Annotated in this window: 11 protein-coding genes; 8 read left to right on the forward strand and 3 right to left on the reverse strand. The window is 69.3% G+C overall.

Annotated elements, in window-relative coordinates; all coding sequences use genetic code 11:
- The 6 genes from KEG38_RS54270 to rpsS form a co-directional block, all read left to right on the forward strand.
- On the forward strand, positions 1-791 hold a 791-nt coding region (locus KEG38_RS54270), incomplete at its 5' end, for an elongation factor Tu (RefSeq protein WP_272421791.1).
- Between the two features lie 16 nt (positions 792-807).
- Positions 808-1,119, forward strand: a complete 312-nt coding sequence (gene rpsJ, locus KEG38_RS54275) for a 30S ribosomal protein S10 (protein WP_012233476.1) — start codon at positions 808-810, stop codon at positions 1,117-1,119.
- 9 nt (positions 1,120-1,128) lie between these two features.
- Entirely contained in the window at positions 1,129-1,752 is a 624-nt protein-coding gene (gene rplD, locus KEG38_RS54280) for a 50S ribosomal protein L4 (protein WP_272429073.1), read from the forward strand.
- Between the two features lie 11 nt (positions 1,753-1,763).
- Positions 1,764-2,063 (forward strand): 50S ribosomal protein L23, encoded by a 300-nt coding sequence (locus KEG38_RS54285; RefSeq protein ID WP_272429075.1) that lies wholly within the window; start codon positions 1,764-1,766, stop codon positions 2,061-2,063.
- A 3-nt stretch (positions 2,064-2,066) separates the two neighbouring features.
- Positions 2,067-2,897 (forward strand): 50S ribosomal protein L2, encoded by an 831-nt coding sequence (gene rplB / locus KEG38_RS54290; protein ID WP_272429077.1) that lies wholly within the window; start codon positions 2,067-2,069, stop codon positions 2,895-2,897.
- Between the two features lie 7 nt (positions 2,898-2,904).
- Entirely contained in the window at positions 2,905-3,204 is a 300-nt protein-coding gene (gene rpsS / locus KEG38_RS54295; RefSeq protein WP_136936256.1) for a 30S ribosomal protein S19, read from the forward strand.
- A 112-nt stretch (positions 3,205-3,316) separates the two neighbouring features.
- Here the strand turns inward: rpsS and KEG38_RS54300 are convergent, their stop codons facing one another.
- The 3 genes from KEG38_RS54300 to KEG38_RS54310 all read right to left on the reverse strand — a co-directional run bounded on the left by KEG38_RS54300 (position 3,317) and on the right by KEG38_RS54310 (position 8,704).
- On the reverse strand, positions 3,317-4,084 hold the full coding sequence (locus KEG38_RS54300; protein ID WP_272429078.1) for a hypothetical protein: 768 nt from the start codon (positions 4,082-4,084) through the stop codon (positions 3,317-3,319).
- 70 nt (positions 4,085-4,154) lie between these two features.
- A complete protein-coding gene (locus KEG38_RS54305) occupies positions 4,155-5,183 on the reverse strand; it encodes a tetratricopeptide repeat protein (RefSeq protein WP_272429079.1) in 1,029 nt (342 codons plus the stop codon).
- A 5-nt stretch (positions 5,184-5,188) separates the two neighbouring features.
- On the reverse strand, positions 5,189-8,704 hold the full coding sequence (locus tag KEG38_RS54310) for a protein kinase domain-containing protein (protein ID WP_272429081.1): 3,516 nt from the start codon (positions 8,702-8,704) through the stop codon (positions 5,189-5,191).
- Between the two features lie 157 nt (positions 8,705-8,861).
- On the opposite strand from KEG38_RS54310, the gene KEG38_RS54315 reads away from it, so the two are divergent.
- Together KEG38_RS54315 and KEG38_RS54320 are read left to right on the forward strand one after the other, a co-directional pair.
- Complete coding sequence (locus tag KEG38_RS54315; protein ID WP_272429083.1) at positions 8,862-10,283, forward strand: YkgJ family cysteine cluster protein; 1,422 nt, start codon at positions 8,862-8,864, stop codon at positions 10,281-10,283.
- 61 nt (positions 10,284-10,344) lie between these two features.
- The gene (locus KEG38_RS54320) at positions 10,345-11,085 is read left to right on the forward strand and encodes an iron-containing redox enzyme family protein (protein ID WP_272429085.1); all 741 of its coding nucleotides are present in this window, start codon (positions 10,345-10,347) and stop codon (positions 11,083-11,085) included.
- Positions 11,086-11,284 lie beyond the last annotated feature (199 nt).

Consider the following 11,284-nt stretch of genomic DNA (forward strand, 5'->3'; position numbering starts at 1 on the left):
TCGTCTTCCTCAACAAGTGTGACGCGGTGGACGACCCGGAGATGCTCGACCTCGTCGAGATGGAGGTCCGCGAGCTCCTCAACAAGTACAACTTCAACGGCGACAACGCGCCGGTCGTCCGTGGTGCTTCGCTCCCTGCGCTGCAGGGCGACCCCAAGTGGGAGGCGAAGATCGGCGAGCTGCTCGACGCGCTCGACAGCTACATCCCGGAGCCGGAGCGCGCTATCGACAAGCCGTTCCTCATGGCGATCGAGGACGTGTTCTCGATCAAGGGCCGCGGCACGGTGGCGACGGGTCGTATCGAGCGCGGCGTGGTCAAGGTCGGCGAAGAGGTCGAGATCATCGGCTTCAAGGACACGCGCAAGACCGTGGTCACGGGCGTCGAGATGTTCCGGAAGCTGCTCGATCAGGGCATCGCGGGCGACAACGTCGGTTGCCTCCTGCGCGGCGTCGAGAAGGACGACATCGAGCGTGGCCAGGTCCTCGCGAAGCCGGGTTCGATCACCCCGCACACGGAGTTCTTGGGCGAGGTGTACGTCCTGAAGAAGGAGGAGGGCGGCCGTCACACGCCGTTCTTCACGAACTACCGCCCGCAGTTCTACATCCGGACGACGGACGTGACGGGCACCGTCAAGCTCCCCGAGGGGGTCAAGATGGTGATGCCGGGCGACAACATCACGATGAACATCGAGCTCATCGCGCCGGTCGCGCTCGAGGAGCAGATGCGGTTCGCGATCCGCGAGGGTGGCAAGACCGTCGGCGCGGGCATCGTGACGAAGATCCTCAAGTAAGGGAAGAAGCAGCGTCATGGCCGACACCACGAAGATCCGGATCCGCCTCAAGGCGTTCGATCACCAGCTCCTCGACAAGTCCACGAGCGACATCGTCGAGACCGCGAAGCGAACGGGCGCGCACGTCGCGGGCCCCATCCCCCTGCCCACGGAGATCCGTCGCTACACGGTCCTCCGCGGCCCGCACGTCGACAAGAAGTCGCGCGAGCAGTTCGAGATCCGCACGCACAAGCGGCTCCTCGACATCATCGAGCCGACGCAGCAGACCCTCGACGCCCTGATGAAGCTCGATCTTTCGGCCGGCGTCGACGTCGAGATCAAGAGCTAGGAGCGCGCCATGAAAGTCAACGTCTACAACCTCAAGCGGGAGCAGGTCGGCGAGATCGACCTTTCGGACGAGGTCTTCGGCGCCGAGGTGAAGGAGCAGCTCTTCTACGAGGTCGTCAAGGCCCAGCTCGCCTCGCGTCGCGCTGGTACCAAGGCCACGAAGGAGCGCAGCGCCGTCGCGGGCTCGACGAAGAAGCTCTACCGCCAGAAGGGCACGGGCCGCGCTCGTCAGGGTTCGATCCGCGCCCCGCACCACGCGGGCGGCGGCATGGCGCACGCGCTCGAGCCGCAGGACTGGTCCTACCGTCCGCCGCGCAAGGTGCGCATCGGCGCGCTGAAGAGCGCGCTCTCCCTGTACGCCAAGGAGGGTCGCCTCATCGTCCTCGACAGCCTCGAGCTGCCCGAGATCAAGACGAAGGCGATCGTCGACGCGCTCGGGGCCCTGCAGGCGGGCAAGAAGTCGCTCGTCGTCGACAGCGCCTCGAACGAGAAGCTGGTGAAGTCGATCCGCAACCTCGACGCGCACCAGTTCTTGCCGCCGGAGGGCGTCAACGTGTACGACCTCCTCCGCCACGACCACCTCGTCGTCTCGAAAGAGGCGGCCAAAGCGCTCGAAGCGCGCTGCCTTCGGTAGAGGAACACGCCATGCAGCCCGAGCACATCATTCGTCGGCCGATCATCCTCACCGAGAAGTCGAGCCGGCTCCGCGAGCAGAGCAACAAGGTCATCTTCGAAGTCCGCCGCGACGCGAACAAGATCCAGATCAAGGACGCGATCCAGGCGCTCTTCAAGGTCGGCGTGGTCGAAGTGAACACGCTCGTCATGCGCGGCAAGGACAAGCGCATGGGGCGCGGCTACGCCAAGCTGCACAACTGGAAGAAGGCGATCGTCACCCTCAAGCCGGGCGACCAGATCCAGTTCTTCGACGAGGAGAAGTCGGAGTAAGCCATGGGTATCAAGAACTTCAAGCCGACCTCTCCGGCGCGGCGCTACTACTCGGTCAGTGATTTCAAGGAAATCACCAAGGCCGAGCCCGAGCGCTCCCTCATCGAGAAGCAGACCTCGACGGGCGGGCGCAACAACTACGGCCGCATCACCTCGCGGTTCCGCGGCGGTGGCCACAAGCAGCGCTACCGGATCATCGACTTCCGGCGCGACAAGATCGGCATCCCCGCGACCGTCGCCGCCATCGAGTACGATCCGAACCGTACCGCCCGCATCGCCCTGCTCCACTACGTCGACGGCGAGAAGCGCTACATCCTCGCCCCCGATGGCCTGATCGTGGGCGCGAAGCTCGTCGCGAGCCGCAACGCCGACATCAAGCCCGGCAACAGCCTCACGCTGCGCCACATCCCGCCTGGCACCTCGATCCACAACATCGAGGTCAAGAAGGGCAAGGGCGGCCAGCTCGTGCGCTCCGCCGGCGTCGCCGCGCAGCTCATGGCCAAGGACGGCGACTACGCGCAGGTGCGCCTGCCGAGCGGCGAAATCCGCAAGGTGCACCTCGATTGCCGCGCCACCATCGGCCAGGTCTCGAACCCCGACCACGCGAACATCACCCTCGGCAAGGCCGGTCGTTCGCGATGGCTCGGCCGTCGTCCGCACAACCGCGGCGTCACCATGAACCCCGTCGATCACCCGATGGGCGGCGGCGAGGGCCGCTCCTCCGGCGGTCGTCACCCCTGCTCGCCGTGGGGGCAGCTCGCCAAGGGCCTGAAGACTCGGAACAACAAGCGGACCGACGGGATGATCATCCGCCGGCGCGGAACCAAGGGTTGATTGAGCCATGCCGCGTAGCATCAAGAAGGGCCCCTTCGTCGACGGCCACCTGATGGAGAAGATCCAGACGGCGCAGGCCACGGGCGGCCCGAAGAAGGTCATCAAGACCTGGTCCCGCAGGTCCACCATCGTCCCCGACGCCGTGGGACTCACGTTCGCCGTGCACAACGGCCGCAAGTTCGTCCCCGTGTTCGTCACGGAGAACATGGTCGGCCACAAGCTCGGTGAGTTCGCCCCGACCCGCACCTTCCACGGCCACTCCGGCGACAAGAAGGCGAAGGTCGGCAAGGCCCCCGGCGGTCGCTGAGGGTTTTGCCAGAAGAGCCCGCGTCCTCGCTTCGGCGAGGGGCGGGCTCTTTTGCATTTCGAAGCCTCGCCGAGATCCCGCCCGCGCCGGCCCGTGGCCGCGCCGCGGACGATCAGCGCGACTTGAGGGCTTCCAGCGTTTCCTTGAGCTTCGGGTCCTTGGACATCTTGCAGTTCCGGCCCATCAGGACCACCCAGCCGAGCGCGCGACTGTCCCCCTCGGTGCGCGCCCTGTCGAGCAGCGCAGCCTTGTCGGGGCAGCTCTTCGCGGCCCAGAGGTCGAAGGCGATCCGCGTGGCCGGCGTCGCGCGCGCTCGAACGTCGTCCTGCTTCAGGAGCTCCACCGCGCGATCGGCCGCCTTCGAGCCGCCCTTGCTCGTCACGAGCGCGTAGAGCACGTCCGGTCCCCGTGTGCCCATCTTCGAGCCGATCACCTCGAAGACCTTGTCGGCCTCGGCGCCGCCCTGGTACGCCGCCTTCGACGCGAGCTCGAGGATGTCGTTGCGCACGTCCGCGTCCTCGGGCGACCTCGGATCCGCGGCCACGAGCGACGTCAGCGTCGCCGCCGCGTCCTTCACCTTGCCCGCGCGCACCTCCTTCGAGAGCTGCGCGCGGAGCTCGCGCGAGTTGCCTGCCGGCGCCGCCGCCTGCGGTTCGTCGTCGTCGTCGTCGGAAGGCGCGACCGCTGCGCTTGGATCCTTCGCAGCGCTCGTGTTTTCTCGGGCCTCGTCGAGGTCCGGGAACGGGGACGTGCGGACGGCGATGGCCAGCACGATGACCGCGACGATGCTGGCCGCGCCCGCGATGCAGAGCACGACGGGGCGGGGCAGGGACGCAGCGGGATCCGAGGCGCGACCGGGCGGCGAGCCGACGATGGTCATGACGTGGAGAGGAGAATAGCGGAGCTTGGGCCTGCGCGGTTCGTCGTTGAGAGGGGCGCGCCCTCGCGCCTCAGAACGTCCCGCGGACGCCCAGGTGGGCCGGACCGACGACGAGCTCGGTGTGAGCGGCTTCGGGCTTCTTGTCCTTCTTCAGGCTGAGCACGAAGAGCGTTGCGCCCGCGGCCACGCCGACGGCACCCACGATGAGGCCCACGTTCGCGACCGTCTGCTGCATCTTGCCCTTGTCGACGTCGCCTTGCCGATTCGCGGGACACGGGCCGCCGCAGGTCGCCTGGAGGTCGTCGTACGTCGTGTTCGACATCGAGCCGAAGACCGCGAACGTGACGAAGCCGGCGACACCGAGGCCGCCGGCCGCGAACGCGCCGATGCGCATCCCCGACATGCCCTTGCCGCCGCTCGTCTCGCTGCCGCCGCCGCTGCCGTCGCCGCCGCTGCCATCGCCGCTGCCGTCGCCGCTGCTGCTCGGGCTCGCGAAGCCGATCGACACCGTCTTCGACTCGCCTGCGGTCGTGGTGATCGACTGCGACGCGGCCGGCTTCGCGCCGGATTCGAGGCGGATGTCCACGCTCCCGGGCATCGCGGGGAAGGGTTTGCCCCAGCGATCCTGAGGAACCTCGACACCGCCGATGGTCAGGCGTGCGCCGCTCTCGGGCGTCGTGACGTCGACGCTCACGAGCGTGAGCTTCGCGTTCAGCTCGTCGCGCTCGACCTTCGCGGTCTCGCCTGTCTGCGCGTACTTCTCCCCGGCGGTCTGGGCCTCGGCCGTGACCTTCTCGAACTCGAGGTAGGCGTCGACGAGCTTGCCCATCTCCCGCAGACAGCGCGCCACGTAGAGGTGCGAGTTCGGGCTCTGCACCTTGTCGTACGAGGCGCGGAAGTCCGCGAGGGCCTCGGGATATTTGCCGGCTTTGAAGAGGGTCGAGGCGCTCTCGAACTTCTTCTTGGCTGCGGCGATGTCCGCCGCGGAGGGCGTCGCCGCCGCGGCCGGGGCTTGCGCGTGGGCGACGCTCGGCCCGAGGACCGAGAGCGCGGGGAGGGCAACGAAGAGAGCTGCGATCGCGGTTGTTCTGGTTCGCACGGCGCTCAGATTCCGGTGGGATCGAACTTGGTGGTTTTCTTGGTGGTCTTGTTCGTCTTGCTCGTCCCCGTGGACGGCGGACGAACGGTCTTCGTCGTGTTGACGGTGGGCGCCTTCCACGTGGTCGGCGCCTTGTTTCCGCCGGCTTGCGGCGCCTCGGGCGCGGCGACGGCGGGCTCCTCGGGCTTCGGCTCCTCGGGCTTCGGCTCCTCGGGCTTCGGCGGCTCGGGTGTTGCCGTCGGCGGTGGCGTCGGCTCGGGCTGCTTCGCCTCCGTCGGCGGCGGCGTCGGCGCGGCTTGTGTGGTGGGCGCTTGCTCCGTCGTCGTCGACGTCTCGGGTTTGTCCCCGCCGCCCGAGAACGCCACGACGGCGCCGATCGCGACGGCCGCGAGCGCGCCGACGCCCATGACGAGCCGCTTCTTCTTCTGCGACGCTTGCGCGGCGAGCAGGAGGTCGTCGTCGTCCTTCGCGGCCGGCTGCGCGGTCGTGGCGATCGGAACCGGCACGCTCTGCAGCGTCTCGAGCCGCGGCGCGGGCGGCGCGGGCGGTACGTCGGGGAGCGCTGCGATGGCGTCGGTGGTCACGGGGACGTCCGTGCTCTCGCCGGCCTTGGCCGAGGTGTCCGGCTTCGAGTCGACCTTCGGCTCGCTGGTCATCGGCGGCGGGATGCTCGCGCGATCCGCGGCGATGCTCGCGTCGGCCGCGGCGATCGCGGCGCGCAGCTCTGCCGCGCGTTTCGCGTTCGCCTCGCCGATCACCTTGCGCACGAAGTCGGCGACGTCCTCGTCCGTGATCGGCGTGCCGATCTGCGCGGACACCTGATCGAGCGCGCGTTGCATCTCGCCGGCGGTCGAGTAGCGCTTCGTCCGGTCCTTCTCGAGCGCCTTCAGGATCACCTTCTCGAAGTCCGCGTGGATGCTCGGGACGAGCTCGCGCGGCGGGATCGGATCCTTCAGCGCGATGTTCTCGACGGTCTTGAACTCCGTCTCCCCGCGGAACGGGTGCAGGCCCGTGACCATCACGTAGAGCAACACGCCGAGCGAGAAGAGATCGCTGCGACGATCGAGCGGCAGGCCGCCGAGTTGCTCGGGCGAGAGATACGGCGTCTTGCCTTTGACCAGGCCCTCGGTGCGCGTGACGTAGAGGCGCCCGCGTGACTTCGCCACGCCGAAGTCGGCGATCTTCGCGAAGCCCGAGGTCGAGATCAGGATGTTGCCCGGCGAGATGTCGCGATGGACGAGATCGACGAGCGCGCCGTTGTCGTCGCGCAGCTCGTGCGCCGCGTGCAGGCCCGCGCAGATCTGCGAGGCGACACGCAGGATGATGTTCTGCGGGATTCCGCCGAGGGTCTTCGCCGCCTTCTGCACCGTGCTCAGCGTGTCGCCTTCGACCCACTCCATCACGATGTAGAGGATCTCGTCCTGCTCCCCGAGGTCGAAGATCTCGACCACGTTCGGATGCCGGATACGGGCCGCGACGCGCGCCTCGTCGAGGAACATCGTCTCGAAATCCGGATCGTCGGAGACGTCCGGCAGCATCGTCTTGATCGCGACGGTCTTCTGGAAGCCGCGGGATCCCTGCAGGCGCGCGGCCCAGACCGACGCCATGCCGCCCTTCGCGACGCGCAGGAGGATCTCGTAACGGCCGAGCGTGCTGCCGGGCTTGAGGCGATCGAGCGCGGTCGCCTTCGTGCGCGAGACGGGCGCCTCGGAGCTGTCGCCGTCGGCCGGCGAAGGCCCGGAGGTCGGCGTCTTCGTGACGACGGTCGGCATCTCCGACTTCGTCACCACGACGTGCTCGGGTTTGTCCTCGGCCTTGGGCTCCTCGACCTTCGTTTCCTCGGGCTTCTTGGCTTCGGCTTTGGGCTCCTCGGCCTTGGGCGCCTCGGGCTTCGGCGCGTCCTTCGCTTCGACCTTCGGCGCCTCGATCTTCGGCGCTTCGAAGGCCCCGGAGTCGTCGTCGATCTCGATGTCCTCGCCGGGCAGCGACTCCGCGACGGGCCGGATCGGCGGCGGCGGCTTCGGCACCTCGGGCTTCGCGGCGACCACGGGCGGGGCCGGGGGCTTCGGGATGCCCGGCTTCGGTGCCGGCGCCGGCGGCGCGGTCTTCGGCGGCGGCGGCACGACCGGCTTTTTCGCCTCCGCGGCCGGGGCGGCTTCAGGTTTGTCGGCGGGTTTGTCCGCAGGCTTCGCCTCCGCGGGCTCCTTCGCCTCGGCGGCGGGCTCGGCCTTCGCGGCGGGCTTCGGCACGGTCGGGCCCGCGGGCTTCGGCGGCTCCACGCCGCCCACGAGCGTCCGCTGACGGACCATCGGCTTCGGGGCGCCGATCTTCGGCACGGTCGGGCCTACGGCCGCCTTGTCCTCCGCGGCGTCTTTTTTCTCGGCGGCAGGCGTGGGCGCAGGCGCCGTCACGGCGGGCGCCTTCGCGCCGAGCGGCGCCTTGCCGTTTGCCCCGGGCGCAGCGACGCCGGCGACCGTGGGCTGCGGCGGACGCACGGCCGCAGCGGGAGCGGGCTTCGGCGCGGCGGGCGCCACGGCGGGCGACGCGGCGGGCGCAGCGGCAGGCGCCACGGCGGGCGCGGCCGCCGGCTTCGAGGCGAGCTTCTCCACGAAAGCGCCCACTTCCTCGGGCTTTGCGATTGCGTCGGCCGGGACGCTGCGCAGCGCCTGGAGCAGGCTGTCGAGCGACGCGCGTTTCGCGGGATCCCGCTCGAGCGCCTTCGGGAGCGCGTCCTCCACCGAGGTTGGCAGGCCCTCGATCATCACGGACGACAGCTCCTGGATCGGCCCCGAGAGGACCTTCTGCACGACGGCCGCCTCCATCTTCGAGGCGAAGAGGCGCTGCTTCGCGATGAGCTCCCACAGGATCACGGCGGCGGCGAACACGTCGCCTTTCGGATCGATCGTGCCCGTCGGCGCGCCGGGCGTCGCGGCGCTCATGGCCTTCACGCGCTCGGGCGGCGCGTAGGCGAGGCGATCCTGCTTCATGATCCCGTGCGGACCGAGCTTCGCGAGGGCCCGCGCCCAGCCGAATCCGCCGACGCGCGTCACGCCGTCCTTGCCCACGAGCACGTGGAACGGGCTCAGCTCGCCGTGCGCGATGGGCTCGCCCTGCGCGTGCGCCGCGGACAGACCTTCGAGCATTTCGAGGCCGATACGCAGCGCGATCGGCAGCGGGATACCGGCTGTCTTCGCGTTCGCGACCAGCGAGGAGAGCGTCTCGCCTTCGAAGTGTTCCGACACGACGAAGATCTCGCCGTCCCCGACGCCCGTCTCCACCATCGGCACCACGTTCGCGTGCGTGAGGAGCTTGCCGTTCTTCGCGTCGCGCAGGAACGCCTCGGCGATCTCCGGCTTCTTCGTCACGTGCTTGTGCAGGCGAAGCACGACGTAACTCTTCGTGCTTCCGTCTGTTTGGGCGAGCCAGGTGGACGCCACGCCACTGCCGGCCATCTCCCGCGTCAACTCGTATTTGCCGAGCTTCGAAGCCGATCCAGTGGCAGTCTGAGTATCGAGCGCCATTGCCGCCGCATGCTATCAGGTTCGTAGAAGCCGGATCCAGCAAGCTTTTCAGGTTGCGCGGCCAGCGCCTCTCGCGAGGAACCTCGCACGGCAAAGCGCAGGGCACGTTGGATCCAGGTAGCGAGGCACACGTTCAGCACTGGGCTCTCAACTGACCATGTCGCCAGCGCTGTTCCCCTCGCGTCCCCGCCTCGCCGATCACGCTGTCGTCCGGCGTCACCGCGTGGGCGACGAGGACTTCTGGGTCCTGCACGATCAGCGCTCGGGCCTCGCATACCGCCTCGGCGCGCGCGAGTGGGGATTGCTCGCGCAGGCCGACGGATCGCGTGATCTCGAAGGGATCGTGGCCGCGGCCTCGCGCGCCTCGACCTTCGCGAAAGTCGAGACCCTGCGCGCGTTCCTCGCCGCTCTGCACGAGGCCGGCCTGCTTGCCGAAGGCGTCGCGCCGCTGCCCGAACCGAAGGTCCGCGGCGCATCACGACGGCTCGATCCGCTGCCGGGCTTTTCCCTCGCGTGTGACGGTCGCGGGAGCTGCTGCCGTCTTTATGCCTCCGTGATCTTCCGGCCCGTCGAGGAGGCCTACGCCCGCGCGCTCTTGCCGCGCGTGCTCGACGCCGGTGATCACCCCGAACGCGCGTTCACGCCTTTGCAAGGCTCCTCCGCCTGCGGAGCGAGCTCCGTGCCGCTCGTCGACGGCCGCTGCGCGTACCTCGATGGCAGCGGGCTCTGCCGCTTGCACGCGGCGCAAGGCGCACACGTAAAACCGCTCGGGTGCCAGACGTTCCCCGCGCTCTTCGTCGACGATGGGGAGGCGGTGCGTGTCGCGCCCGCGGTGGAGTGCGCCTGCGTGCTCGCGAGCGCGCTCGATCCACAGCCGAAAGGCGCTTTGCTCGTCCCCGAAGGCGCGCAAAGCTCCGCGGATCTCGACGAGGGCATCCTGATCGTCGAGCTCCCGGAGACGCTGCTGCTCGCGCCGGGCAAGCACGGGACCCGCGCCGATCTCGTTCGTTTCATGCATGCTGTCGTGGACGCTCCCGCGCCGATCGACACGGCGCATGCGCTCGCGGCCCTCGCATCGTCCGTCGAGACGTCGGACCTCGATCCCGCAGCCGCGACACGCGCCCTCGCAGAGCCCGCGCCCCTCGATGTCGAGCTCCTCCGCCCCTTCTTCGCCGCGCTCGCATCGCACGCATCCCGTCGCGCCCGCATCGACGCGACCTACCGCGCCGAGCACGACCTCGCGCGCCACGCCGTCCGCTGGATCGAAGCCGCCTCCCGCGCGCTCGCCGAGGATCCGACCCTCGCCGCGCCTGCCTCCTCCACGCGCGCCCGCGCCGAGGCCTTTTACCTTCGCGCAGGCGCACACGCCTACCAGCTCGTCTCCAGCGATCTCCCCCTCGCGCACGCGCTCCGCGATCGCGCCGCGCGCATCCTCCTCGCGCGCGCGTTGCCGCTCGTGATCACGCGAGGCGAAGCGCAGAACGAGCCCGCGCTCGCGCATCCGCTCGCCCTCGTCGAAGCGACGCTCCGAGGCCATGGCCTCGACGCGTACGCCCACGACGTGCCGGGCTCGGCGTAACGCGGCGATCGCGTGCACGCGGACGCTTCGACGTCATAACGATCCGAGGAGGATCGAGCCCATGACGATCGCGAGGGGGGAGCGCGGTGTGCTCGTCGAGCGCCTGCTTTCCATCATGGACCAGAAGAACCACGAGGCCTGGCCGAAGCTCACGAAGCCGGGCCTCTCGCGCGACGCGCTCGCCGCGCATTTCCGCCACGAATACCGCACCTACGTGCGCGACTTCCCGGTGCTGCTCGCGCGTGTCCTCGGCCAAGGACCACCCGACGACGTGCGCATCGCGCTCGCCGAGAACCTCTACGAAGAGCAGACCGGAAAGCTGAGCCTCGGCGTCCCGCACCCGGCCCTGTTCCTGGAGATGATCGACGGTCTCAGCATCGATCGCGCCTCGATCGAAGACCCCTCGATCCCGCTCGAACCCGAGGCCCTCACCTACCGCGCGATGCTCGACCGCGTGAGCGCGAGCCCGCCCTGGCAGATCGGCGCCGCGGTCCTCACCATCTTCGTCGAGGGCAGCGTGCACGAGCGCGCCGAGCTCGAAGGCACACGGAACCTCCCGCCAATCGACGAAGTCATCCGCACGCACCCGATGGTCCTGCACTACGGCTGTCCCCCCGAGCGCATGCGCCTCGCCCGCGCCCACCGCGCCGTCGAGGGAGGGCATCGCCGCGACGCGTGGAACATGCTCCTCGCCCACGTCCCGCCCCAGAGTGACCTCGCAGCTTCGCTCGTCGACGCGATGACCGAAGCCCTCACGCTCTGGCAAGCGTATCGCTCGGCCGTGGCGCGGCATCTCGTCTGAGAGGAGCGGGGCGTTGCCCCGCACCCCAGCAGGGGGCTGTCCGCCCCCTGCACCCCGGACCAGCGCAAGCGCTGGACCCGGGGTCGATGAACTGCGCGATGCGCAGTTCATCGAACAGGCCGAGGCAAGACCACGAGCGGCGTTGCCAGCGGAGACAGCAGCGCTGCCGTACGTGCTGGGGACGTCTTCCCTGTCGACA

The sequence above is a fragment of the Polyangium jinanense genome, assembly GCF_028435265.1.
GTDB lineage: Bacteria > Myxococcota_A > Polyangia > Polyangiales > Polyangiaceae > Polyangium > Polyangium jinanense.